At 42.7% G+C, this 24,200-nt stretch carries 23 protein-coding genes; 15 read left to right on the top strand and 8 right to left on the bottom strand.

Annotated features, from left to right (window positions below):
• From V5739_RS11340 to V5739_RS11320, 5 genes are all read left to right on the top strand, one after another.
• Positions 1–1,101 (top strand): glycosyltransferase, encoded by a 1,101-nt coding sequence (locus V5739_RS11340; protein ID WP_423818239.1) that lies wholly within the window; start codon positions 1–3, stop codon positions 1,099–1,101.
• Positions 1,092–1,661 (top strand): RNA polymerase sigma factor, encoded by a 570-nt coding sequence (locus V5739_RS11335; RefSeq protein WP_423818238.1) that lies wholly within the window; start codon positions 1,092–1,094, stop codon positions 1,659–1,661. The genes V5739_RS11340 and V5739_RS11335 overlap by 10 nt, the downstream gene beginning before the upstream one ends.
• Positions 1,662–1,789: 128 nt before the next feature.
• Complete coding sequence (lipA, locus tag V5739_RS11330; RefSeq protein ID WP_423818237.1) at positions 1,790–2,659, top strand: lipoyl synthase; 870 nt, start codon at positions 1,790–1,792, stop codon at positions 2,657–2,659.
• A complete protein-coding gene (gene gap, locus V5739_RS11325) occupies positions 2,659–3,693 on the top strand; it encodes a type I glyceraldehyde-3-phosphate dehydrogenase (RefSeq protein WP_423818236.1) in 1,035 nt (344 codons plus the stop codon). Before lipA ends, gap begins: the two co-directional genes overlap by 1 nt.
• 29 nt (positions 3,694–3,722) lie before the next feature.
• On the top strand, positions 3,723–5,951 hold the full coding sequence (locus V5739_RS11320; protein ID WP_423818235.1) for a response regulator: 2,229 nt from the start codon (positions 3,723–3,725) through the stop codon (positions 5,949–5,951).
• A gap of 85 nt (positions 5,952–6,036) precedes the next feature.
• On the opposite strand, the gene lpxK is transcribed toward V5739_RS11320, so the two are convergent.
• On the bottom strand, positions 6,037–7,134 hold the full coding sequence (gene lpxK, locus V5739_RS11315) for a tetraacyldisaccharide 4'-kinase (protein WP_423818234.1): 1,098 nt from the start codon (positions 7,132–7,134) through the stop codon (positions 6,037–6,039).
• A 130-nt stretch (positions 7,135–7,264) separates the two neighbouring features.
• Between lpxK and V5739_RS11310 the strand changes: the two genes are divergently transcribed.
• The 5 genes from V5739_RS11310 to V5739_RS11290 all read left to right on the top strand — a co-directional run bounded on the left by V5739_RS11310 (position 7,265) and on the right by V5739_RS11290 (position 12,125).
• Positions 7,265–8,359: a Nif3-like dinuclear metal center hexameric protein gene (locus V5739_RS11310; RefSeq protein ID WP_423818233.1), complete on the top strand. Its 1,095-nt coding sequence runs from the start codon at positions 7,265–7,267 to the stop codon at positions 8,357–8,359.
• Positions 8,360–8,361: 2 nt separating this feature from the next.
• The gene (locus tag V5739_RS11305) at positions 8,362–9,141 is read left to right on the top strand and encodes a zinc ribbon domain-containing protein (RefSeq protein ID WP_266067897.1); all 780 of its coding nucleotides are present in this window, start codon (positions 8,362–8,364) and stop codon (positions 9,139–9,141) included.
• 187 nt (positions 9,142–9,328) lie between these two features.
• Positions 9,329–9,904, top strand: coding sequence for a hypothetical protein (locus V5739_RS11300; protein ID WP_423818232.1), 576 nt, complete (start codon positions 9,329–9,331; stop codon positions 9,902–9,904).
• A gap of 6 nt (positions 9,905–9,910) precedes the next feature.
• Positions 9,911–10,570: a peptide-methionine (S)-S-oxide reductase MsrA gene (gene msrA / locus V5739_RS11295; RefSeq protein ID WP_423818231.1), complete on the top strand. Its 660-nt coding sequence runs from the start codon at positions 9,911–9,913 to the stop codon at positions 10,568–10,570.
• A 58-nt stretch (positions 10,571–10,628) separates the two neighbouring features.
• The gene (locus V5739_RS11290) at positions 10,629–12,125 is read left to right on the top strand and encodes a potassium/proton antiporter (protein WP_423818230.1); all 1,497 of its coding nucleotides are present in this window, start codon (positions 10,629–10,631) and stop codon (positions 12,123–12,125) included.
• Between the two features lie 70 nt (positions 12,126–12,195).
• On the opposite strand, the gene V5739_RS11285 is transcribed toward V5739_RS11290, so the two are convergent.
• Entirely contained in the window at positions 12,196–12,627 is a 432-nt protein-coding gene (locus tag V5739_RS11285) for an organic hydroperoxide resistance protein (RefSeq protein ID WP_423818229.1), read from the bottom strand.
• Positions 12,628–12,691: 64 nt separating this feature from the next.
• Here V5739_RS11285 and meaB point away from each other — a divergent pair, with 64 nt between their 5' ends.
• Positions 12,692–13,777, top strand: a complete 1,086-nt coding sequence (gene meaB, locus V5739_RS11280; protein ID WP_423820467.1) for a methylmalonyl Co-A mutase-associated GTPase MeaB — start codon at positions 12,692–12,694, stop codon at positions 13,775–13,777.
• On the opposite strand, the gene V5739_RS11275 is transcribed toward meaB, so the two are convergent.
• Complete coding sequence (locus V5739_RS11275; RefSeq protein WP_423818228.1) at positions 13,762–14,712, bottom strand: NAD-dependent epimerase/dehydratase family protein; 951 nt, start codon at positions 14,710–14,712, stop codon at positions 13,762–13,764. The genes meaB and V5739_RS11275 overlap by 16 nt on opposite strands.
• A gap of 140 nt (positions 14,713–14,852) precedes the next feature.
• On the opposite strand from V5739_RS11275, the gene V5739_RS11270 reads away from it, so the two are divergent.
• The 3 genes from V5739_RS11270 to V5739_RS11260 are packed head-to-tail and all read left to right on the top strand — an operon-like array spanning position 14,853 to position 17,800.
• Positions 14,853–15,569: a glycosyltransferase gene (locus V5739_RS11270; RefSeq protein WP_423818227.1), complete on the top strand. Its 717-nt coding sequence runs from the start codon at positions 14,853–14,855 to the stop codon at positions 15,567–15,569.
• Positions 15,562–16,185, top strand: a complete 624-nt coding sequence (locus tag V5739_RS11265) for a lipid-A-disaccharide synthase N-terminal domain-containing protein (RefSeq protein WP_266067906.1) — start codon at positions 15,562–15,564, stop codon at positions 16,183–16,185. The genes V5739_RS11270 and V5739_RS11265 overlap by 8 nt, the downstream gene beginning before the upstream one ends.
• The gene (locus tag V5739_RS11260) at positions 16,178–17,800 is read left to right on the top strand and encodes an ArnT family glycosyltransferase (RefSeq protein WP_423818226.1); all 1,623 of its coding nucleotides are present in this window, start codon (positions 16,178–16,180) and stop codon (positions 17,798–17,800) included. Before V5739_RS11265 ends, V5739_RS11260 begins: the two co-directional genes overlap by 8 nt.
• On the opposite strand, the gene V5739_RS11255 is transcribed toward V5739_RS11260, so the two are convergent.
• From V5739_RS11255 to V5739_RS11240, 4 genes are all read right to left on the bottom strand, one after another.
• The gene (locus V5739_RS11255; RefSeq protein WP_423818225.1) at positions 17,763–18,356 is read right to left on the bottom strand and encodes a phosphatase PAP2 family protein; all 594 of its coding nucleotides are present in this window, start codon (positions 18,354–18,356) and stop codon (positions 17,763–17,765) included. The two genes, V5739_RS11260 and V5739_RS11255, sit on opposite strands and share 38 nt — an antisense overlap.
• Before the next feature lie 3 nt (positions 18,357–18,359).
• The gene (locus V5739_RS11250; protein WP_423818224.1) at positions 18,360–18,587 is read right to left on the bottom strand and encodes a hypothetical protein; all 228 of its coding nucleotides are present in this window, start codon (positions 18,585–18,587) and stop codon (positions 18,360–18,362) included.
• Positions 18,588–18,589: 2 nt separating this feature from the next.
• The gene (locus tag V5739_RS11245) at positions 18,590–19,972 is read right to left on the bottom strand and encodes an MATE family efflux transporter (protein WP_423818223.1); all 1,383 of its coding nucleotides are present in this window, start codon (positions 19,970–19,972) and stop codon (positions 18,590–18,592) included.
• A 65-nt stretch (positions 19,973–20,037) separates the two neighbouring features.
• Positions 20,038–21,453, bottom strand: a complete 1,416-nt coding sequence (locus V5739_RS11240; RefSeq protein WP_423818222.1) for a M20/M25/M40 family metallo-hydrolase — start codon at positions 21,451–21,453, stop codon at positions 20,038–20,040.
• 171 nt (positions 21,454–21,624) lie between these two features.
• Here V5739_RS11240 and V5739_RS11235 point away from each other — a divergent pair, with 171 nt between their 5' ends.
• Positions 21,625–22,224: a hypothetical protein gene (locus V5739_RS11235; RefSeq protein WP_423818221.1), complete on the top strand. Its 600-nt coding sequence runs from the start codon at positions 21,625–21,627 to the stop codon at positions 22,222–22,224.
• Between the two features lie 35 nt (positions 22,225–22,259).
• Here V5739_RS11235 and V5739_RS11230 read toward each other — a convergent pair whose 3' ends face one another.
• Positions 22,260–24,185 (bottom strand): tetratricopeptide repeat-containing sensor histidine kinase, encoded by a 1,926-nt coding sequence (locus V5739_RS11230; RefSeq protein ID WP_423818220.1) that lies wholly within the window; start codon positions 24,183–24,185, stop codon positions 22,260–22,262.
• Positions 24,186–24,200 lie beyond the last annotated feature (15 nt).

Below are 24,200 nucleotides of genomic sequence, written 5' to 3'. Positions count from 1 at the left end.
ATGCTAACCATCCTTATTGCCTTTGTTGTCATTGGCCTAATCAACCTATGCTATTACCTGGGATTTTTCAGGTTTGCCCTTGCCAAAAATGAAAGTCAGCCGGCTTATAAGGACCTCCCGGTTTCGGTAATTATTTGCGCCAAAAATGAAGCCGAAAACCTGCGGAATTTTCTCCCGGCGATCCTGTCGCAAGACCATCCAGATTTTGAGGTGGTGGTGATCAACGACGCCTCTGTAGACGAGACACTCGAGGTGCTTGAAGAGTTTCAACAAAGTGACGACAGGGTAAAAATAGTTGACGTTCAAAACAACGAAGCCTTTTGGGCCAACAAAAAATACGCAATTACCTTAGGCATCAAAAAGGCCAAAAAACCTTACCTCTTATTTACTGATGCCGACTGCCGACCCGAAACCAGTGTATGGCTAAAGGAGATGAGCGCCCACTTTGAAGACCAAAAAAGCATTGTACTTGGCTATGGCGGGTATTTTATTGAATCCCGTTCCCTGCTCAACAAACTTATCAGGTTCGAGACACTTTTTACGGCAATTCAGTATTTCTCTTATGCCAGTTGGGGCAAACCTTACATGGGCGTAGGCCGCAATCTCGCCTATACTTCCGAAGAATTTTTTGCCCAGAATGGTTTTGCCACGCATTTGCACATAAAATCGGGAGATGACGATCTTTTTGTGAACGGGGCTGCTACTAAAACCAACACCGCCCTTTGTTTTTCGCCTGTGGGAATTACCCGCAGTGTTCCAAAATCTACGCTCAAGGCGTGGTTTACCCAAAAAAGGAGGCACGTTTCGGCCGCTTCCCATTACAAAAAAGAACACCGGTTAATGCTGGGTCTCTTCTACACTTCCCAGCTGTTGTTCTGGATCTTCTTTTTCATCCTCTTAAAAAGCCCTTTTTGGCAGGTAGCTTTATTCTTACTGGCGGTAAGATGGATTGTACAGGGAGTGGTATTTTACAACTCGGGCAAGAAGTTTGGAGAAACCGATCTTTTCTGGCTTTTTCCGTTTCTAGAATTGTTCCTGGTTTCGGCGCAATTAGCTATATTTATCTCTAATATTTTTTCAAAACCCACTAATTGGAAATAGAGCCAGACCTCCTTCAGCAACAAATTGAAAAGGCAAAAAAAGGGAAACAAGCCGCCTTTAATTATCTCTTAGACAGGTTTTGGAACGATGTTTACGGCTTTCAGCTTAAGCGTACCCAAAACGAGTATGATGCCGAAGATATCACCATTCAGGCTTTTTCAAGAGCCTTCGATAAAATTGACACTTTTGACCCCAAATACACTTTTAAGACCTGGATCATTACCATTTCTAAAAATATTCATGTAGACCTGGTAAGAAAAAAGAACGCTTCAATACGATCTCGCACTACCGACGAAGAAGATGACCGGGTGCACCGCATTCCCGATGAAACGCCCAGTATTGAGGACACCCTAATTACCGAACAAAACCTGGCCCAGTTGCTCATAGACATTAAAAAACTGAAACCGCACTACCAGGAAGTGATCCATCTGCGGTATTTTCAGGAAAAGAGCTATAAAGAAATTGCAGCCCATCTTCAGGAGCCTATCAACAACGTAAAAGTAAAGTTGTTACGGGCAAAAAAGCTGCTGGCCGAAGTCATAGAAAAAAGAACTTCCTAAACGCCATTTTTGAGAAGTTAAGGTGCTTAAAATGCCATTTTCTTCGGAAAATTTTCTGCTGAAGGAGGCAAAAGCAACGCTTATTTAACGTTTGTTTTTAGGCATTCTAGTTGTACCTTTGCCCTCCTATGGAAACACAGCAACTCCCTATACAAAGAACGCCTAAACCGAAGTGGTTAAGGGTAAAATTACCTACCGGAAAAAAATACACCGAGCTTAGAAGTGTGGTAGATAAGTATAACCTTCACACAATTTGCACCTCCGGAAGTTGCCCAAACATGGGAGAATGTTGGGGCGAAGGCACGGCGACCTTTATGATCCTCGGAAACATTTGCACCCGTTCCTGCGGATTTTGCGGCGTAAAAACCGGAAGACCCGAAACCCTGGATTGGGATGAACCCGAAAAAGTTGCCCGTTCCATAAAGCTGATGAAGATCAAACATGCTGTAATTACCAGCGTAGACCGTGACGATCTTAAAGATATGGGTTCTATTATGTGGGCAGAGACCGTGAGCGCGATTCGCCGCATGAACCCCGACACGACTCTTGAAACCCTGATCCCCGATTTTCAGGGAGTAGAGAGAAATATTGACCGTATCATCAAAGTAAACCCCGAAATTGTTTCGCACAACATGGAGACTGTAAAGAGGCTCACCCGCGAAGTACGTATACAGGCAAAATATGAACGCAGCCTTCAGGTGCTAAAATACCTGAAACAACAGGGAGTAAACAGAACAAAATCGGGCATCATGCTTGGTTTGGGTGAGAAAGAAGAAGAAGTGATACAAACCCTGAAAGACCTGCGGGAAGTTGACCTTGACATTGTCACTATTGGCCAGTACCTGCAACCTACAAAACAGCACCTTCCGGTACACGAATTTGTGACTCCAGAGCAGTTTAAAAAGTACGAGACTATTGGGCTTGAAATGGGCTTTAGGCATGTAGAGAGTGGTGCTTTGGTAAGATCTTCGTACAAAGCTCAAAAACATCTTACATAATGGAGGGCGCAAGACCTTCAACCGCATCAAAAGAAAAGATCCGGATTGGGATCAACGGGTTTGGGCGCATAGGCCGAAATCTTTTCAGGCTGCTCTTAGATCGTGAAGACCTGGAAGTAGTGGCAATTAACGACCTGGCCCCTGCCGCCACCCTGGCCCACCTGCTTAAGTACGACAGCATCCATGGAGTACTCAAAAAAGAGGTTTCTTCCAAAGAAGCTTCCGTAGTAATAGACGGAAAAGAGATACCTGTGTATAATCATGCCCACACGGCCGACATTAACTGGAGCCTGAATTTGGTTGGCGTGGTAGTAGAGAGTACCGGGAAGTTCAAGAAAAGGAGTGACCTGGAGCCGCATCTTCAGCAAGGTGTCAAAAAGGTGATTTTGAGCGTGCCTCCCGAAGATGATACTATAAAAATGGTGGTTTTGGGAGTCAATGAGCATATACTTGACGGCACTGAAGACATTATTTCAAATGCTTCCTGCACTACAAATAATGCCGCGCCTATGTTGAAGATCGTAAATGAACTCGCGGTAGTGGAAAAAGCCTATATCACTACAGTACATTCTTACACCACCGATCAAAGCCTGCATGACCAGCCCCATAAAGATCTACGTCGTGCCCGCGCCGCCGGCCAGTCTATCGTGCCTACCACCACCGGAGCTGCAAAAGCCCTTACCAGGATATTCCCCGGGCTTAGCGATGTTATTGGCGGGTGCGGGATAAGAGTACCGGTAGCCAACGGCAGCCTTACCGATATGACGCTTCATGTAGAAAAGAACACAAGTATCGAAGAAATAAACTCGGCCTTTAAAAAAGCTGCGGCAGGAAGTCTTCATAATATTCTGGAATATACCGAAGATCCTATAGTGTCTATAGATATTAAAGGCAATCCTCACTCTTGTATATTTGATGCACAAATGACTTCGGTAGTGGGAGATACCTTTGTGAAGATCATAGGATGGTATGACAACGAGATTGGTTATTCGAGCCGCCTCATTGATTTAATTTCCCATGTATCAATTAAATAGTTATATTTATCCACAGTTATTTTGTCCCAATGAAGAACTTTACTCTTTTAATGGTGGCATTTCTTTACTTTTCCTTTTCCTATTCCCAGGGAAAAAGCCTACAGGAAGTAGATGAAATAAATACCACTATTGAACAACTGTTGGAAAACGCAGAAGAGTCAATTAACAGTATACATTTTGATCAGGCTCTACGCGAATTAAATACGGCACTTGAACTTTCAAGATCTATAGATCACCCGAGGTTAATTGCACTTTCCAGCAGTATTCTGGCCCACCTCTATTATGTGCGTCATGAAAATGACCGTGCTGCAACCGAGCTGCAACGGGCTATTTCCATACAGCGGGAAATAGAAGACGAAGAAGGCCTGGCTTATAGCTATCTTAACTTCGGAAAGATCTTTACTGCGAAGAAAATTTTTGATCGTGCCACCGAATATTTTGACCTTGCTGAAGCCCTCTATAAAAAACAGGAAGACACCGAAGGAATTGGAGCTGTAGAGCTCAACCGCGGAATCCTCTACCTCAATACCGCCGAAAGACCACATGCGGCCCTCTCTCTGCTAAATTCAGCCGAAAAAAAATTGCGAATCCAAAACAACGAGTACGAACGTTGCCGGGTTCACTATTACAAAGCCCGCGCATACCAGGCTTCAGGACAACTGCCTGAAGCAATGGCCGAATCTGAGAAAGCCTTAAAAGCTGCCCAGCGCAACAATTTTGCAGGTATGGTTCAGCATACCAAGAAGGTACAGAGCGAGCTACAGGAGCAAATTGGAAACTACGAGCAAGCCTTGGCCTTACTTCGGGAGAATAACCAAATCCAGGATTCTTTATACAATCTAAATGCCGAAGCTTTGGCCGTAGACGCCAACGCCCGTTACGGGGTAGATTCCATGAAGAGCACCATGAATGAGCTCACCCGTAAAAAAGAAGAGGCCGAACGCACGCTAAAAGTGAACAAACTCACCACCATTCTTAGTGTGGCTTTGATCACCATCCTCTCTCTTTTAACGCTCTCTCTATATAAGAATAACAATCTTAGGGCCCGGGCAAACGATCTACTGCAAAAAAAGAATTCTGAGTTAATTACTGCCAAAGAAAACGCCGAGAAAGCATCACTGGCCAAAGCCCAGTTCCTCTCAACCATCACCCATGAGCTAAGGACCCCTCTTTATGCTGTAACCGGTCTTACTCATTTACTATTGGAAGAAAGCCCTACAGAAAATCAAAAGGAACATCTCAATTCCCTCAAATTTTCGGGGGAATACCTGCTTTCCCTTATTAACAACATTCTTGACCTCAACAAGCTGGAAGCTAAAAAAGTGGAAATGCTTGAAAGTTCTTTTAATCTGAAAAAGAGGATTACAGATGTTTTAATAGCCTTAAAAAATTCGGCCGAAGACAAAAAGACCAAACTTCACCTCGAGTTTGATCCCGAAATTCCGAAGAAATTGAAGGGCGATCCGCTTAAAATCTCTCAGATCCTTATCAACCTTATAGGTAATTCTATCAAGTTTACTGAAGATGGTGATATTTGGGTGCGGGTTAAACGTTTAAGCCAGAAGGACAGTAAGGTGCTGCTAAGGTTTGAAGTACAGGATACCGGTGAAGGAATTAGCAAGGAGAAACAAAAAGCCATTTTTGAGAACTTTACACAGGGCTCACTACAAATAAACCGGAAGTTTGGAGGTACCGGGCTGGGGCTTTCAATAGTGAAAAACCTGCTCAATTTAATGGACAGTGAAATTCACCTGGAGAGCGAACTGGGAGAAGGTTCCCTCTTCCATTTTGAACTTAACTTCGAAGCAATGGAACCAGCCAGCCCACAGGATCAAAAAAGTATCGACGAGATTCCCGAGCCCCTATCAAACGATATTATGCACAATAAAAAAATTCTTATTGTAGAAGACAACAAGATCAACCAAATGATCACTCGAAAGATCCTGGAAAAGAACAAGGTGATTTGTGATGTTGCCGACAATGGAACCACTGCCATTACAAAAGTAAAAGACAATGAATTCGATCTTATTCTAATGGATATTCACATGCCTGGTATTAGCGGGATTGAAGCAACCAGAGAAATACGAAAGTTCAACGAAAGCATTCCTATTATTGCTCTTACAGCGGTAACTTTAGAAGAGAGCCTTGATGAATTCTACCTCAACGGCTTTAATGACATTATACCAAAACCTTACAAAACTGAAGAATTCTTTCAGAAAATCAATAAATATTTAAATCAGCAAAAAGCCACAATTTAAAAAAGTGGCACAAGGTTTGAGTACAGGTAGATTCAAGTTATTGAGATATAGTTTGAATTAGCCAAAAAAAGATAAAAGTGAGACTTTACCGGGTCTCACTTTTTTTTATATGCTCCAAAACAAGATCTTCAAACGCCTCTTCCCTTTGAAGGAAACAGCTTCGAATAGGCAGATAGAAGATTTTCTCCCTCGAAATCTCATTTTTGAGCCGCATATAATCCTTTTCGGTAGTGAGTATAAATTCCTCATGTTGCAGCTCCCGCAATTCAGCTTCAGTAAAATTGTGATGATCTTTAAACTTTTTATGTTCAAATTTCAGCCCCAGTGCTTCGAGGTGCTCAACCATAGGCTGCGGATTTGCAATCCCGGTTACCAGCGTAAAAGGGTTTTTTTGGAGGTCCTTTAAAGCATAAGATCCGTTTCTGCCCATCACTTTTTCACTATATGCTATAGTTGTAAAGAAAACTTCCTGCCCTGCTGTGGGTTTCAGTTTTTTTACGATCTCCATTTGTTCTTCCACAGAGAGATTTGCAGGGCATTTGGTTACCACAATTACCCTGGCCCTTTTTGCGCCCGATGCAGGTTCTCTCAGGTCACCCGCCGGAAGTACAAGGTCATTCCGGTATAATTTTGAATATGAGGTTAATAAAATATAGAAACCGGCCTTTACCCTTCGGTGTTGAAAGGCATCATCAAGCAGCACTACTTCAGGCTTTGGTTTTACGTTCAAAAGTTCTGCAATTCCATGACTTCGGTTCTCATCTACAGCAACCGCTACTTCAGGAAACTTGTATTTAAACTGCAGGGGTTCATCTCCAACTTCCGAAGCTGTTTCGGTGCCGGTAAGCAGGATATAACCGCTGGTTTTTCTTCTGTATCCGCGGCTAAGGGTGGCCACCCTGTAGTTTACCTTTAGCAGCTGGGTCAAATATTCTACCATGGGAGATTTCCCGGTACCGCCCATACTTAGGTTTCCTACTGCAATAACAGGCAGATCAAAACTGTGAACTGGTAAGATTTCACGGTCGTACAGCTGGTTTCGAACCCGCATTGCAGTACCGTAAAGAATAGAAAAAGGATAAAGAAATTTTCTTGCCGACATGAATGCGAAGGTAATTTTTTTCCTGAAACGTAAAAGATCATTTTCAGCCACTTCAGAAAAAAGATAGTTAAAATTTGTCATTTTTGACACCCTGGTGCTGCCGACTTTGCCCCTTCTGAAATCAATATAAATTTAATCTGAAGAGGAGGTCTTAATCAGGTAGCCTGGCCAGATAATTTTTATCTTTGACAAACTCAGCAAAAAAGGAAAAATGTTAGTTAAGGAAATAATTAGGGAGTTAGAAAAATTTGCTCCTGCCGCTTATGCCGAAGATTTTGACAATGTAGGCCTGCTCACCGGTTCTCCCGGCAGCGAGGTTTCAGGAATTCTTGTCACGCTTGATACACTGGAAACTGTGGTAGACGAAGCCATAGAAAAGAACTGCAATCTTATTGTCGCTTTTCATCCCATAATCTTTTCGGGACTTAAAAAGCTTACCGGCAGCAATTATGTAGAGCGGGCTATTTTGAAGGCTATTAAAAATGATATTGCCATCTATGCCATCCACACCGCGCTAGACAACAGTTTCAAGGGAGTTAATGATATGATTTGTGAACAACTGGGGTTAATTGAGAGGGCAATTCTCATCCCCCAGCCCGGTACCATTAAAAAGCTTATCACATTTGCACCCAAAAAGAATGCTGCAGAAGTAAGAGAAGCGTTATTTGCCGCCGGCGCTGGTACAATAGGAAATTATGACCACTGCAGTTTTAATGTAGCCGGCAGCGGATCTTTCCGTGGAAATGAAGAATCCAATCCAGTGATAGGGAGAAAAGGCGAAACACATTACGAGGAAGAAATGCAAATTGGAGTGACCTTCCCAAGGCATCTTGAAAAGAACATTCTAAATGCCCTTTTTGACAATCATCCCTATGAAGAAGTGGCGTATGAAGTGACCACCCTCGAAAATCCAAATCAGCATATTGGTATGGGAATGACGGGGATACTTAAAGAAGAGATGGAAGAAAAGGCATTTTTGGAACAGGTAAAAAAGACTTTTGGCAGTGGGTGTATCCGCCATTCCGCATTACTTGGAAAACCCATTAAAAAAGTTGCTGTGCTGGGCGGTAGCGGAAGCTTTGCTATTAACCAGGCTATCGCGGCCGGGGCAGATATTTTTATCACTGCCGATCTCAAGTACCACGACTTCTATAAAGCTGAGCAAAGACTGGTATTGGCTGATGTTGGGCATTACGAAAGCGAACAGTACACAAAAACCCTTTTGACTACTTATCTTAAGAAAAAATTTGCTAATTTTGCAGTCGTTTTATCAAACACAGAAACCAATCCTATCAAGTATTTTTAACTATGGCAAAAAAAACCGATGTTACTGTAGAAGAGAAGTTAAGAGCATTATACGATCTTCAACTTATAGATTCCAGGGTGGATGAAATAAGAAATGTACGAGGTGAACTTCCGCTTGAGGTAGAAGATTTAGAAGATGAAGTAGCAGGCCTTAATACCCGTTTGGAAAAAATGGATGCCGACCTTGAAGTGATCGATCAGGGGATCAATACCAAAAAAGTTTTGATAGAAAATGCGCAGGCATTGATCAAAAAATATAACGAGCAGCAAAAGAATGTACGTAACAACCGGGAATTCAACGCCCTTTCTAAAGAAGTTGAATTTCAGGAACTGGAAATAGAACTTGCCGAAAAGCAAATCAAAGAGTATCGTGCTCAAATAGACCAGAAAAAAGACGTTATTGAGCAAACCAAAGAGCGGTTAGCTGAGCGCCAGAAGCACCTTGACCACAAAAAAGGGGAACTGGATGCCATCCTTGCTGAAACTGAAAAAGAAGAAAAAGCTCTACTGGACAAATCTAAAGAGTATGAGCAGCAAATCGAAGAGCGCCTGGTAAATGCTTATAAGAGAATCCGTAGCAGCGTGAAGAACGGTTTAGCCGTAGTTCCTGTTGAAAGAGGAGCCTCTGGAGGTTCTTTCTTTACCATCCCACCGCAGGTGATCATGGAAATTGCAGGGCGCAGAAAGATCATCACCGATGAGCACAGTGGCCGTATTCTTGTAGACGAAGAACTGGCACAGGAAGAAAGACAAAAGATGAATGAGCTTTTCCAAAGCTTCTAAATTTTTCATCAAATCATTTTAAAAACCCTTCACGCAAGTGAGGGGTTTTTTGTTGATGGAAATCTTAAGTGAAGAGTTAGATTATTTCTTGACCTCTAACCTGAAAATTCAATCTTCTTTTGCGTTAACATCTGTTTCACAGAAATCTATTTTGGATGGCTTATCTTTAAAGACCAAACCTACAACTATGAAAAAGTTACTTTTCATGCTTATTGCGGTGGTGCTTTTTTCCTGTAAAGACAGAAACACCGCTACTTCGGAAACTTCAGAAAGAATAGCTACCGAAACAATTTCTGCCGACACCCTGCCGCCCGAAAACCTTCAGAAGGAACGGGACGCCCTGCAAACAGAAAAAGCAACAGCACAGGCATCGGCTTTACCTGCCACAGGATTTTCAGGAAAATATCGAAAGTCAGACAGTGATAAGGGCACAGATTGCAACTGCAACTGTATAGAGGTATCTTATGACAGGCCTACAGAGTGGTGTATAGATAAAGATAAAATGTACATAAGCGCCAGGTGCGAAAAAACTGGGGGAAATACTGCAAACGTCTATTTTGTTGCGGCATCAAGAGAAAGTTCTCCCGACAAACCTTTGCCCTGGGACGAATTTGACACCAATACTCCGGTTGCTACCCTCACTTTTCAACCCGATGGCAGCACCGAACTGGACTGGCTTGGTTTTTCTAAAGATGGGGAAATCATCACAGAATATGCCCTCTACGGAAAAAAATCACTAGAAGGAACCTACACAAAAGAATAGAATATTATGAAATACCTGCTTCTCACTCTTATTTTTAGTCTCACTGCCTGCGGAAATTCTTCGGGAGAAACAGTGACCCTGCCCGAAATTGCCAATGCCGAACCTGTAGAAGCTCCTACCCAGAACGGTCTCAAAAAAGCCTATTTTGCGAGCGGTTGTTTTTGGTGTGTTGAAGCTGTGTTTGAAAGCGTGGTGGGCGTAAAAGAAGCCATTTCGGGATATTCGGGTGGCCATACTGAGAATCCGACCTATGAAGAGAGCAATACAGGCCGTACAGGCCATGCCGAAGCCGTAGAAGTAATCTACGACCCCGAAGTCATTGACTTTGAAACCCTTGCCGATGTGTATTTTGGATCTATGGATCCTACTCAAAAAAATGGACAGGGGCCCGATATAGGTTCGCAATACCGCTCGATCATCTTTTACCAAAATGCGCAACAAAAAAAGATCATTGAACAAAAACTAAAAGAACTGGCAGAACAATACAAAAAAGCCATTGCTGTAGAGGTCTTGCCTTTCCAAAAGTTCTGGAAAGCTGAAGATTACCATCAAAATTACAAGAAATATAATCCCAATGATCCATATATCCGCAATGTTTCGGTACCAAGAATGAACAGGTTTAAAAATAAATTTCCGCAGCTCCTCAAGGAGAACCAACCTGACTAAGCCTTCAAAAAAGCTAAATTTTGCTTTTCTTTACGCCATCGGAACAAGCCTTCAATAAATGGATATTACCACAGAGAATGTACTCTTAATTGGTTCACTTTTACTTCTTATAAGCATACTGGCAGGAAAAACTTCCTATAAGTTTGGAGTCCCCACGCTTATACTTTTCCTCTCGGTAGGGATCCTGGCAGGATCAGAAGGTATTGGGAAAATTGAATTTGACGATCCTCAACTGGCCCAGTTTATTGGAATTGTTTCTTTGAATTTCATACTCTTTTCGGGGGGGCTTGACACCAACTGGCGCAGTATTAAGCCCATTCTCTGGCACGGTATTTCCCTCTCTACGCTTGGAGTGCTATTTACAGCAGTCTCCCTTGGCACCTTTGTCTGGGCGATTACAGATTTTACTATTTATGAAGGCCTGCTGCTGGGAGCCATTGTATCATCAACAGATGCCGCAGCCGTTTTCTCAATACTACGATCTAAAAACATGGCCTTAAAAGCAAATATAAGGCCCACCCTGGAGCTTGAAAGTGGTAGTAACGACCCTATGGCCTATTTTCTTACTATAGCCTTTTTAGGGCTGGTAGTAAACCAGGATCAAAGCCTACTTTCTATAATTCCACTTTTCCTTCAGCAAATCCTGATAGGTGCTGCGCTCGGTTTTCTCTTTGGAAAGCTTAGCAAGATCATCATTAACAAGATCACGCTCGATTTTGAAGGACTTTATCCTGTGCTGGCAGTTGCACTTATGTTCCTGGTGTTTTCGGCTACAGACAGGCTGGGCGGAAACGGATTTCTAGCCGTGTACCTGGCCGGGGTTTATCTGGGAAATCAGGATCTTATCCACAAAAGAACCATTATGCGCTTCTTTGATGGGGTAGCCTGGCTTATGCAGATTGTGCTTTTCCTTACCCTTGGGCTACTTGTTTACCCCAGCGATATCGTGCCTATTGTTGGCCTGGGAATTTTGATTTCGGTATTTCTCATTTTTATTGCGCGACCCATTGGAGTAATGCTTAGCCTTGCACCTTTTAAAATGAAAATGCGCCGCCGCTGGTATATTTCCTGGGTGGGGCTAAGAGGTGCTGTTCCCATTGTTTTTGCCACTTACCCGCTTTTAGCCGGAATTGAAAAGGCGCACATGATCTTTAATATTGTGTTTTTCGTTTCCCTCACCTCAGTTCTGGTACAGGGAACAACCCTTTCAAAAGTAGCGCACTGGTTACATGTTGCCCTTCCAAAAAAGGCAAAAAAGATCTCTCCTGTTGACGCATTTCTTGCTGATGGAACCAAGTCTCTAATCAGGGAGATCACCATTCCTTCAGAAAATTTTTCTGTCGGGAAGAGAATTGTAGACCTTCATTTTCCCCGAAATGCCATCATTGCCATGATTTCCCGCAACGGAAAATTCCTTACCCCAAAGGGGGCAACTCAAATAGAAGAAGACGATACGCTTATTGTGCTCATGGAAAATCAACGCAACATAGAAGCCGTGTACAACAGCCTGCACCTAAACTATGATCCTGAGACAGAAGACGAAAACAATTTGTAGCATCATTCCTGCCGGGGCATAAAAAAAGAGCACTTAAAAATGCCCTTTTTGAATGGTATGAATGAATGATTTAATCTTCGTCGTCTAGCATAAGGTTAAGAGTAACATCAATATTATCTCGCGTAGCTCTTGAATAAGGACAAATCTCATGTGCTTCGTTGACCAGCTTCTCTCCTGTTTCAACATCCACTCCCGGAATATAAGAATCGAGAACTACCGAAAGTTCAAGGTCTCCTTCTTCGGTTGTACCCAGTTCTACGGAAGCAGTAACCGAAAAATCTCCGAGGTCTACCTTATGTTTTTTTGCCACAACCTGAAGTGCACTGCCATAACATGCAGAATATCCGGCTGCAAAAAGCTGTTCAGGATTTGTCTTTTCGGCACCTTTTCCACCCATAGATTTAGGCATACTCAGGTCCAGATCAAGAATCCCGTCGTCACTTCTCACATTTCCTTCTCTTCCGCCTGTTGTGGTGGCAACACCAGTATACAATGTCTTCATAATGATCTTTTATTTTGTTATTTTAGTAGTTCAATATACAAATAAGATCTCCACCTAAAAATTAATTCCCGGTTTGAAAAATAAATCTGCTTTACACGAATCTGAGGGCACTCATCCCTCTTCAGAAGTTAATGCCGTAATGGCAAAAAAGATAAGGGATTCCAGGAAAAAGGAAACCTCCATAGATGAAATATTCACCCGCCTTAGAGCAGGCGACAAATCGGCTTTAAGCCAGGGAATTACGCTGGTGGAGACTAACCAGCCAAAGCAACAGGAAAAGGCTGCGCAGCTTATTGAAAAATGCCTTCCATACGCCAACAATTCTATAAGGATTGGGATCACCGGTGTGCCGGGAGTTGGAAAAAGCACTTTTATAGAAGCCTTTGGGGTTCACCTGGCCGATGCCGGAAAAAAAGTTGCTGTGCTTGCTGTAGATCCCAGCAGCAGCATTTCGGGCGGAAGTATTCTGGGTGATAAAACCCGTATGGAGATGCTGGTAAATCATGAAAATGCTTTTATAAGGCCTTCGCCATCGGGAGATTCCCTTGGCGGGGTGGCAAAAAAGACACGCGAGACCATCATTCTTTGCGAAGCGGCAGGCTTTGATACGCTGCTTATTGAAACTGTAGGGGTGGGACAAAGTGAAACCACCGTGCACAGTATGACCGATTTCTTTTTACTACTGAAGCTTGCCGGGGCCGGGGATGAACTACAGGGTATTAAACGCGGAATCATGGAAATGGCCGATGCTATTGTGATCAATAAAGCCGATGGCGAGAACAGGAAACCTGCCGAAAGAGCCCGTGCAGAATTCAGGAGAGCCCTTCACCTCTATCCAGCCAAAGAAACCGGATGGCAACCCAAGGTGTTGCTCTGTAGTGCCTATTATAAGGAAGGTATTTCTGAAGTGTGGGAACTCATTGCAGACTATGAGCAGAAGCTAAAAGAAAATGGAAACTTCAGCAAAAAGCGACATGAACAGAATAAGTTCTGGCTGCTACAAACCATTAATGAGCACCTTAAAAGCAGGTTCTACAATGAACCCGAAATCAAAGTTCTGCTTAAGCAACAGTTAGAAGCGCTTGAAAATAATGAAACCACGCCTTTTGAAGCGGCAGCTTTTCTGCTACAGCGTTACAGGGAATTATGAATAAATTTTTTATACCACTCCACTTGCTGGCGCAAACCTTCTTTTAAGGTAGTTTTTGGTTCATACCCAAGCAATTTTTTGGCCTTTTGAATATTGGCCAAAGTCCTTGACTGGTCTCCCTGCCTTTTTGGCTTTACCTCAAGCCTGATCTTTTTCCCCAGGAGCTGCTCAACCATTTCAATTCCCTGCTGGGTTTTGTGCTCATCTACCGCACCCAGGTTGATGATCTCCCCATCCAGAACCTCATGTTTTTGAATTGCTTTAAGTATGCCTTCTACAATATCCCCCACGTAAGTAAAACTGCGAAGATGCTTTTCACTCCCTTCAAAAATAGGAAAAACCTCATCGTTCATTCCGCAGGCGATAAGTTTGGTATAAAGCTTTTCGGGTCTTTCACGCGGGCCGTACACCGAGAACAACCTAAGGGAAGAAGCCTTAAGTTCTTTAGCGCGGCTCTTTGCCAGTACCAGTTGTTCTGCCGCAAGTTTTGAAACTCCATACCAGGAAGCCGGCTTTGGAGCGACAGTCTCAGGGAAAGTTGCCTCCAGGCCATAAACTGAAGAAGTTGAAATATTAAAAAAATGCTTCAGGTTTGGACTCTTTTCTGCAAATTCGAGCAAATGCTGTGTAGCGATCACATTATTGCTAAAATATTCATCAAAAGTACTTTCAGAAGAAATACCGGGCTGGGCTGCGAAGTGTAGTATGAAATCAAAATCTGAAGGCAAGAGCTTATAATCGTCTGCCTCCCGAAGATCCATTTTTATCACCTCAATACCTCTTTCATGGAGGGATTCAATATTAATTTTTTTCAGGGAGACATCGTAGTAATCAGAAAAATTATCCACTCCAATGACCTCATAACCTTCTTGTTGTAAACGTTCTGCAGTGTGAGATCCTATAAAACCTGCAGCACCCGTTACCAGTATTTTCATTCTCAAAAAAATTTTCTCCCTAATTATTCCAGGTATTTTACCTCTGCAAAGAAACAAATATTATTTCAAAGAGACTTCTTCACCATCTACCTCACGGGAAATGTAATATTATTACCTTTGCGCCGCATACCTCATATTTAATGAAATACGAATTTACCATTCTGGTCCCTCTGTACAACGAAGAGCCAAATTTGCTTAGAGTAGAGCAGGAACTGGATCTCTATATTAAAAAGGCACCGGTTAAGACCTGCGTGCTTTTTATCAACGACGGCTCTACAGACAATAGTCTGCAGCTTGTACAGGAGATTTCCCGCAGAAATGAAGCCTTTAAATTTATTTCTTTTGATCGCAATTACGGATTGAGTTCGGCTATTAAAGCAGGGTTTGATCATGCAGATACTCCTCTCATAGGTTATATAGATTCTGACCTCCAAACAGATCCCGATGATTTTAACCTGCTCCTGAAGCACATTGGTGAATATGACCTGGTGACGGGGATGCGCACCAATAGAAAAGATTCGGTTAAAAAGAACCTGTCTTCCCTGATCGCTAACGGCATAAGACGCAGTTTTACCCAGGACGGGATGGATGACACCGGCTGCCCCCTAAAAGTGATCAAGGCCGATTATGCAAAGCGAATCCCTATGTTCAAAGGGTTGCACCGATTTTTGCCTGCCATGGTTTTACTGCAAAATGGCAAGGTAAAACAGGTTCCTGTAAGGCACTATGCACGTATAGCCGGAAAAGCAAAATTCCACCTCCTTAACCGGTTGGCAGGCCCACTTGTAGATTGCTTTGCTTTTTTGTGGATGAAAAGAAGTTACATCAACTACAAAGTAGCCGAAAAAAATGAATAGCTGGCTAGTCTACAGCATTGGGTTTACAGCGCAGATCCTATTCTCAACCCGGCTCCTGCTACAGTGGATTGCTTCTGAAAAACAAAAAAAGGTGCTTACCCCTGCCCGTTTCTGGAAGGTTTCACTCTTTGCCTCTTTTTTGCTTTTTGTTTATGGCTACCTCCGAAGTGATTTCTCAATTATGCTGGGGCAGGCACTTACCTATTTTATCTATATAAGAAACATGCAGCTGCAGGGAGAATGGAAAAAAATGGCAAAATGGTTACGCCTTTTCCTCTACTTCTTTCCGGTGTTACTGTTTATGTATTCATACAACAACAACACTTATGATATAGAGAAGTTGCTCTACAACGAAAATATCCCGCTATGGCTACTGGTGCTGGGGTCTTCGGCACAGGTAATCTTTACACTTAGATTTGTATATCAATGGGCTTATTCTGAAAAGGTCAAAGAATCTGTTTTGCCTTTGGGATTTTGGCTGCTCAGCTTTTCGGGTTCAGTCCTTATCCTTATCTATGCGGTTCTTCGAAAAGATCCCGTACTTTTTGTGGGCCATATAGTGGGCAGCGTAATCTATGTTAGAAATATGGTTTTAATAAGGAGAGAACATGACTAAAAATCAGCAATACCTGCTTTACATCCTGCTTGTATGGGCATTAATCTTCGTGGTGCACCTTGATGTAATCTACATTAATATCATGGAAGCCCGCAATTTTATTACTGCCCGTGAAATGGTGACCAACGATAACTGGATTCTCACTACGCTCAATGCAGAAGCCCGATATGAGAAACCCCCTTTACCCACCTGGCTTACGGCCATAAGTGGAATACTCTTTGGCTTTACCAATGTGTTTGGCCTGCGCCTGCCGGCGGCACTGGTCACCTTGCTGCTGCTGTACACCTTCTACAGGTTCTTGCCACAACTTGAAGTTAGCCTAAAACAATCCTTTTTAGCTACTTTGATTCTCGCCAGCTCTTTCTACATAATATTTATGGGCCGCAACGGGCAATGGGATATTTTCACGCACTCTTTTATGCTGGTAGCCATATACTTTCTATGGAATTTTTTCGGCAGTGAAAAAAACCTTCTCAAAAATGCCATTTTTGGAGGGATATTTCTGGGCTTCTCCATAATGAGCAAAGGCCCCGTTTCCCTTTACGCACTGCTCCTGCCATTTCTAATTGCCTATGCAAGTGTTTATAAATTTAAAGGTTTTAAAGAAAAGTGGAAATCTTTCTTAGTTCTCCTGGTTTTGGCCCTGGGAATTGGCGGCTGGTGGTTTAGTTACGTAAGGCTGGCTGATCCTGTTGCTTTTATAGAAATTACCTCCCGGGAAGCCACCCGCTGGACGAATTACAATGTGCGGCCTTTTTATTATTACTGGAGCTTTGTTGTTCAAAGCGGCATTTGGACCATCCCTGCCTTTGTTGCCCTGTTATACCCATACTTAAAGAACAGAGTCGCAAATAAAAAAGCTTACAAATTTGCCCTTTTCTGGACCCTTGCAGCCGTTGTCCTGTTGTCAATTATCCCCGAAAAGAAGTCCCGATACCTCCTGCCGGTGCTTATTCCCATGGCCCTTAATACCAGTTTTTATATAGAATATCTTTTCCGAAAGTTTAAAGACCTTTCAAAAAAGGAGGGCTATGTTGTGTACTTTAATCACGGACTCATCGCTGTAATTGGACTGGCTTTCCCTATTGCAGGATATTTTATGCTGGAGCTTGAAGGGCATTGGTTCTGGTATATTTCGGCTTCGGTGATACTGGTTGGACTGGCCGTAGCTTTGTTATACTTCCTGAAAAAGAAGAAATATCCTAATGTCTTTTTTCTGACAATAGCCTTTATGTGCGGAATTATGAGCTTCGCCTTTCCGCTTTCAGATGCTTTTCTGAAAAACCCCAACTTCAGAAATTTTGATGAACTTCAGAAGTTTGCTGAAGCTGAAGAATTTCAGGTGTATGAATATGTTTCAGAAACTCCTGAAATTATATGGGAATATGGAGAACCAATTCCGAAGTTACACGCTGACGAGCTACGTTTACCCGAAGCAGACAGGTTTGGCGTTATACTTCAGGAAAAAGATTCGGCTTTTATAGATACTCTAAATAGGGATTTTAGAGTGCTGTCTTCCAGGAGATATGACCTCAACTATGTAAGCCCCGAAGCCTCTACGTACAAAAGCAGGCTTATTAGGATGTTCTACCTGCTGGAGCGTCGCCGGGAGTGAAAAACCTGCGCAACAGGAACAGGAACAAACGATAGAAGGCATATCCAATTACGATCCCAAAGAACCAGCCGGTAAGTACATCGCCGGGATAATGCACCCCAAGATAAATGCGGCTGTAGGAAACCAGTAAACCCCAGAAAATAAGTACCGGAAAAATGTGCTTCCAGTAATTTTTAAGGATCATCCCTAAATAAACCACTAGGGCTGCCGAACTTGCCGCATGCGCAGAAAAATACCCAAACCTGCCACATCTCACAGCAACAAAGCGGGAATATTCCATAATACCTGCCTGCCTGCAAGGCCGGGGGCGTTCAAAATAGTGTTTAAAAAGGTTTGCAAGTTGATCTGTACAGGTGATCACTAATGCGACAAGCACCAGGGAAAGCAAGGTCTTTTTCAACCCCAAAGCTTTGTAGAGAAAAAATACCAGCAGTGCGTAAAATGGAATGGAAGCCCATTTATTGGTAATAAAATTCCAGAAATTATCCCACCCAGGATTCCCAAGATTGTTGAGAAATAGGAAAAGTTCGTGATCTAGTTCTACCAATTGCTCCATAGGCTATTCATCGTATCTCGAAATTTCGCGATCATAAAAGTCGTTAGCCTGTTGAATAAGACCTTCGGCTTCAGAAGCGAGTTCCCTTTCATCGGCGGCATCAAAATCTTCCAGCCACTCTACTTCATCGTCTTCAAGATTTAATATAAAACGCGGAAATTCAGTATGAATTATAAAAATAGCGTCGGGATAATCGGTATTATCACCTAAGAGGAATTTTGGAAAATCCATAGTTATTCAGATATTTTTTGTTTCTCCGGCTGGTTGGCAACAGCCGATAAAAGTAATTTTTTGCTCAAAGAATTAAATCGAAGATACAACATAAAAGCAGATGCGCTAAGCCCGGCGAGTAATCCGAACCAAATTCCCATACTGCCAAGGCTGGTTTCCTTTCCCAAATACCAGGACACGGGGAAACCGATGATCCAATAAGCAATGAAGCAAATTACGGTGGGAAATTTGACATCCTGCAAACCTCTTAAAGCGCCCAGGATCACCACCTGCAATCCATCGCTTAACTGAAATAGTGCAGCTACGACTAAAAGTTGTGCTGCCAGTAAAATAACTTCGGCATTATCTATGTACAGCGTGGGCAGCCAATCTTTGAGAAGTATAAAACCTACGGCAAACACTGCTTCAATGAAAAAGACCAGTAAAAATGTGGATAATGCTATACGCCGAAGGTCGTGATAATTTGCTTTTCCCTTTTGATTCCCCACCCTGATTGTGGCGGTAACCCCAAGACCCACTGCGACCATAAAGGTCATAGAGGCAAGGTTGAGCGCAATCTGATTTGCCGCCTGCGGATTTGTTCCCAGGGTACCGGCAAGAAAGACTGTTGCCGTGAAAATAGCCACCTCAAAGAGCATTTGCAGGGCCGTGGGAAAACCAAGGGCAAATAACCTCTTAAAAATGTCAATTTTGAGGAGGCCTTTCCGGGACCAGACAAAATACTGCCTGAATTTTTTCTTTCTTCTTAAGATCTCCCAGATAAACCAGATCATAAAAAACCTGGAGATCAAAGTTCCCAGGGCCGCACCTTCCAGTTCAAGGCGCGGAAAGATCCAGATTCCATAAATCAGCAAATAATTGAATACAATATTCACCACATTGGCTATCAAGGTAGCATACATGGCATACCGGGTTTGAGACAGGCCATCGGCAAACTGCTTATAAGCCTGAAACAGCATAAGCGGGATCATAGAAAAAGCCACAATCTCGAGATATGGTATTGCCAGGTCTACCACTTCGGGTGGCTGGTCAAGATGATAAAGTATTGGTTTTGCCAGCAGGAGCAGGAGAAAAAGAAAGATCCCATTGATCCCACACATGATAATGCCGTGGTGAAAATAGCTTTTTCCGGTCTCGATATCTCCCGCCCCATCGGCTTCAGCAATAAGTGGCGTGATGGCAAAAGAAAACCCGATTCCCAGGGAAAGCGCTATAAAGACGAGACTGTTGCCCAATGAAACTGCTGCAAGAGGTGCAGCACCCAGCCGGCCAACCATAATATTATCGGCCAGCCCAACCATCACATGTCCCAGCTGGCCCAGCATTACGGGATAGGCAATGTTTAGATTCTTTCCAAATTCTTTTGTGTAGGCAGTAAGTTGCACCCTTGTAGTTTAAGGCTGCAAAGATAGAAAGTTTAGTTACCAGACAGCGTTAGCCGACCATACTTTTATTTAAGGATTTCGGGATCGTTCTTAATATCGTCAAATCCGTATTTATCTACAAGGTAAACCAGGGAAGCCATAGTGGCTGCTCCAAGTTCAAGTTCGCGTTTATTTACCGATTCAAAAGTATCGGTAGCTGCATGATGGTGATCAAAGTACCTCTGAGAATCGGGCCTTAGTCCTGCCAGCACCGTGCTTTCATTCCTAAGGGGGCCAATATCTGCCCCGCTGCCTCCTCTTGCAAAATAGTGAATAAGATAAGGTTCAAAAAGGGGTTTCCAGGATTCAATTTTTTCAAACTGTGAATCTCGTGCATCAAATGAAAAACCACGAGGCGTAAACCCGCCAGAATCACTTTCAAGCGCAAAAATGTGGTTTTCGCCATTCTGTTTGGCTACTTCAGCATACTTATTTCCACCTCTTAGTCCGTTTTCTTCATTCATGAAAAGCACCACCCGAATAGTTCTCTTAGGCCGAACTCCTGCTTCCTTAAAGAGCCTTAAAACTTCCATTGACTGCACCACCCCGGCACCATCATCATGAGCTCCATCACCAACATCCCATGAATCGAGATGGCCTCCAACTACGATGTACTCATCTGGGCGTTCACTGCCTTTTATTTCACCAATAACATTGTAAGACTCTACATCTTCAAAATTACGGCAGTTCATTTTATAGTAGAAATCGAGATCTTTATTCAGCTTTAGCAAGCTGCTAAGGTATTCGGCATCTTTAGTGCTTATTGCAGCTGCAGGAATCCTTTTACTGTTGGGCAGGTCTCCATAACTCATTGAGCCTGTGTGAGGATAATCATCTATTTTATGAGAGAGCGATCGCACAATTACTCCTACCGCACCATATTTCGCAGCCTCGGCCGCACCAGAATAGCGTTGATCTACACAACCCCCGTAGGCTTCAAAAGTATGAATGAGATCGGCTCGCATAGGCCGGTTATAAAAAACGATCTTTCCTTCAATCTGTTCTTTTCCATATCTCGCCAAATCTTCAATACCCTGCACTTCAATCACTTTAGCTCTAAGACCTGTATCGGGAGTAGCGACAGACCCGCCCAGAGCAAGTATATTTACGGTATTTGAAGGTGAACCGGGAGATTGGATATAGGCATATTCGGGATTACCGCGCGTCCATTTAGGAACCATCACCAGCTGTAGCCACACCCGGTCAAGCCCCAGCTTTTCAAGTTCGGCTTTAGTGTAATCTACAGCGCGCTGTGCATTCACAGAACCCGATAACCGCCCTCCAATCTTGTTTGACAGGTGATCTAACCATGCATACCCCTGCCCCTGAAGTAGAGCCACATCATAAAGTTTGCGAATATTGAGAGAATCTGCTTCGGAATTGGACTGCGCTCCTGCATTTAAAGCCAGAAGGAGAAAAAGGAAAAACGGAATTTTTTTCATAAGATTTTTACTGATCAAAAAACAAATGTAAAAAACCATTCCAAAACAGCTTCAAAATGAAAAAATAATTAAGATTATTCTCTGAAGCTGTTTTCTTCGAGATTGAATTTTATTCTTCCGAAGAAGCCAAACTCAGGTCATTTTTCTATCTTTCGGAAAAATTTAACGTCCTTGAACAAGCAGAAAATAATAGACAACGTCTCTACTCTTTTACAGGAAGTCCCTACATCAATGGAGATCGTTAAAGACGATCACAAACGGGAAAAGAGATTTCACTACCTGGCAACTTACATGGTAGAAAAGGCCATTGAAAAAGATGCGCTTATTACCTCTCCCGATGAAAAAGGCATAGCTATTCTTTTCAAGACAAACAGCAATGACAAGAATTTCTGGAAAGATCTTATTATGGATCTCAAGCTGGCCATTAATGTGACCGGCATTAAAAAAGGACTTGCCGCAATGAAAGTGCAGAAGTATGTAAAATCTCAGCGGCCAAAAGAAGGAGATTACCTCTACTGCTGGTTCTGGGGAATATTGAGTGATGCCCGGGGAAGTGATGATGCAAAAATAGCGTATGACATGAAAAATAAATTTTATGCCATTGCGCAGGAACTACAACTTCCTATTTATGCTGAAACCAGAATAAAACGTATAAGCCTGGCTTACCGCCGGTACGGCTTTGAATTATTCAATGAATGGGATCACCCTAGTGGAGATAAGATGTACTTCTTAAAATATACTCCTCCTCCAAAAGATAATTCACAAAACTAGAGCTTCCCGGCTCCTGAATTTTTTTAATTAAAATTTTAAGAACCCAGGGGCACAGAGAGCTCTGCCTTTAACCCTTTTCCTGAAGTGTCAAAAATGGCATTTCCTTTAATGGTTTTTAGCCGCTCCTTCAGGTTTTTAATGCCATTTCCGTTTTCGAGGATTGATGCATCTACCCCTACTCCATTATCGGAATAACTGATCTTAAGACATTTTTCTTCCGTAGAGAAAATAATGGCTATGAGTTTGGCTTTGCTGTGTTTTCTCATATTCACCATCATTTCCTGAAGAACGCGATACACTACTATTTTCGTTTCACGGCTCAAGTTGCGCCAGTTGATGGTGTTCTCGCCACGTACAATTAAACGGGTTCCGGTTGGTACTGAACCAGAGAGCATGTTGAGCAGGCCCGATAAATATTCTTCTCCTGTTGCAATCTCACTGTTTTCACGGGAAAAATCACGGGTGCGCTGGTAAATATCCTCCAGCCGGTCTACCACCACCGCAGGGGCCACCGGTTCAATAGAACTCATTACATGGTAGATGTCATTTGCAAGTTCATCATGGATTCTCTTTGAGATCCTGCTTTCGGTAAGATATATTTGCTTTATTTTCTCCCTTTTTCCGCGCTGCCTCACATTATAAAAAAATGTTCCGGAAATTATTAAGATCAAAAGGGCAGCAAGAGAACTAATGATATTGCGGGTTCGCATTTTCTCTGTTTGCAAGTGCTGCGTTACATTTTCAGCTTTTAAAAGGTGGATTTGTTGCTCCTTTTTCTCTTCGTCAAATCTTATTTTTGCAAATTGGAACCTCAACCTGGTATCAGCTTCTTCAAGACTATCGTTAAGAAAGAGGAACCTGTCAATATATGCTTCTCTGGTTTTCCCTTCAGTTAGCGGAATGAGCCTTTTTAGAGCATCAACCTGCGCTGTGGGATACGAAAGCTGAATGGCCTTATCGTAATACTTTTCGGCATAATATTTTGCTTTGCCACTGTTAATATTCTTGAAGTAATCTGAAAGGTGAAAATAACTTGCTATTAAACCTGAATGGTCATTTATTTCCAGCCTTTTCTGCATCACCTCTGTAAGAACGCCCTCTGCGTTAGTGGTAGAATCCTGTAACCACTTTGTATACGCATGATTTTCACGATACCTCAATCGTGAAAGTTCGTCGATCTCATCAGATTTTAAAATTTCTTCAAAGATCTCAATTGCTTCAGAATAGTCTTGTTGATCTTTATGTAAGAGAGCAATATTGTGAAGATAGCTGATACTGTCCTCCCTATCTACAGCGTACCTTAAGGCCTGCTTATATTCTTTAAGCGCTTCAGAAAAAAGCCTTTGAGTACCATAGGATAACCCCAGTACATTATATGCAGAACTCACATAATTCGCATCCCTGGTGTGGTCCAGATATTTTATAGCTTCGGTAGCGGTTTCCTGGCTTCCCACAATATCTCCTAAACCAAGTTGTGCATTAGCCATGTCAAGAGACCGCCTGCCTGCCATGCTTGTATCGCCATATTTAAGGTACAGGTTACGGGAATAAAAGGCATTTCTGAATTGTTCTTCAGGATTATTATTTCTGAAAATCTGGGATTTCCTGAAATAACCTTTAGCTTCATAAAACAAATCACCCTGAAATCGTGCCGTTGTGATAAGGCTATCTATCCATAAAGGAACACTATCCATTTCGCCAAGGCGAAGAAATGCAAACACTTTACCATCCAGCAGCGCTACCAGCGAGGTATCTCTTTTATCTGTAACGGCATCAAGACCTTTATTGTAGAATTCCAGCTTCTTATGAGGATCTGAAGTATCAAGGCCCATTAGATAAAAATGGCCAGCGCTACCCGGTGCGGGCCCGGGCTCCTCCACTTTCCTATCTTCCTCCCCACAACCACTAAAGGCAGCGAAGCAAAGAATGAGTAAGAGACTGAAGATCTGCGCTTTTTTCATAACACAAACATAGTA

Source organism: Salinimicrobium sp. TIG7-5_MAKvit (assembly GCF_049569215.1).
GTDB lineage: Bacteria > Bacteroidota > Bacteroidia > Flavobacteriales > Flavobacteriaceae > Salinimicrobium > Salinimicrobium profundisediminis.
Note: the sequence above shows the minus strand (reverse complement) of the source record. Positions and strands in the feature narration are given on the sequence as shown.

What these genes read in the sequence shown, in the direction of transcription:
- V5739_RS11340 (WP_423818239.1), top strand. Translation starts at nt 1, where the DNA reads ATGCTAACCATCCTTATTGCCTTTGTTGTCATTGGCCTAATCAACCTA.
- lipA (WP_423818237.1), top strand. Translation starts at nt 1,790, where the DNA reads ATGGAAACACAGCAACTCCCTATACAAAGAACGCCTAAACCGAAGTGG.
- gap (WP_423818236.1), top strand. Translation starts at nt 2,659, where the DNA reads ATGGAGGGCGCAAGACCTTCAACCGCATCAAAAGAAAAGATCCGGATT.
- V5739_RS11320 (WP_423818235.1), top strand. Translation starts at nt 3,723, where the DNA reads ATGAAGAACTTTACTCTTTTAATGGTGGCATTTCTTTACTTTTCCTTT.
- lpxK (WP_423818234.1), bottom strand. Translation starts at nt 7,134, where the DNA reads ATGACAAATTTTAACTATCTTTTTTCTGAAGTGGCTGAAAATGATCTT.
- V5739_RS11310 (WP_423818233.1), top strand. Translation starts at nt 7,265, where the DNA reads ATGTTAGTTAAGGAAATAATTAGGGAGTTAGAAAAATTTGCTCCTGCC.
- V5739_RS11305 (WP_266067897.1), top strand. Translation starts at nt 8,362, where the DNA reads ATGGCAAAAAAAACCGATGTTACTGTAGAAGAGAAGTTAAGAGCATTA.
- V5739_RS11300 (WP_423818232.1), top strand. Translation starts at nt 9,329, where the DNA reads ATGAAAAAGTTACTTTTCATGCTTATTGCGGTGGTGCTTTTTTCCTGT.
- msrA (WP_423818231.1), top strand. Translation starts at nt 9,911, where the DNA reads ATGAAATACCTGCTTCTCACTCTTATTTTTAGTCTCACTGCCTGCGGA.
- V5739_RS11290 (WP_423818230.1), top strand. Translation starts at nt 10,629, where the DNA reads ATGGATATTACCACAGAGAATGTACTCTTAATTGGTTCACTTTTACTT.
- V5739_RS11285 (WP_423818229.1), bottom strand. Translation starts at nt 12,627, where the DNA reads ATGAAGACATTGTATACTGGTGTTGCCACCACAACAGGCGGAAGAGAA.
- V5739_RS11275 (WP_423818228.1), bottom strand. Translation starts at nt 14,712, where the DNA reads ATGAAAATACTGGTAACGGGTGCTGCAGGTTTTATAGGATCTCACACT.
- V5739_RS11270 (WP_423818227.1), top strand. Translation starts at nt 14,853, where the DNA reads ATGAAATACGAATTTACCATTCTGGTCCCTCTGTACAACGAAGAGCCA.
- V5739_RS11265 (WP_266067906.1), top strand. Translation starts at nt 15,562, where the DNA reads ATGAATAGCTGGCTAGTCTACAGCATTGGGTTTACAGCGCAGATCCTA.
- V5739_RS11260 (WP_423818226.1), top strand. Translation starts at nt 16,178, where the DNA reads ATGACTAAAAATCAGCAATACCTGCTTTACATCCTGCTTGTATGGGCA.
- V5739_RS11255 (WP_423818225.1), bottom strand. Translation starts at nt 18,356, where the DNA reads ATGGAGCAATTGGTAGAACTAGATCACGAACTTTTCCTATTTCTCAAC.
- V5739_RS11250 (WP_423818224.1), bottom strand. Translation starts at nt 18,587, where the DNA reads ATGGATTTTCCAAAATTCCTCTTAGGTGATAATACCGATTATCCCGAC.
- V5739_RS11240 (WP_423818222.1), bottom strand. Translation starts at nt 21,453, where the DNA reads ATGAAAAAAATTCCGTTTTTCCTTTTTCTCCTTCTGGCTTTAAATGCA.
- V5739_RS11230 (WP_423818220.1), bottom strand. Translation starts at nt 24,185, where the DNA reads ATGAAAAAAGCGCAGATCTTCAGTCTCTTACTCATTCTTTGCTTCGCT.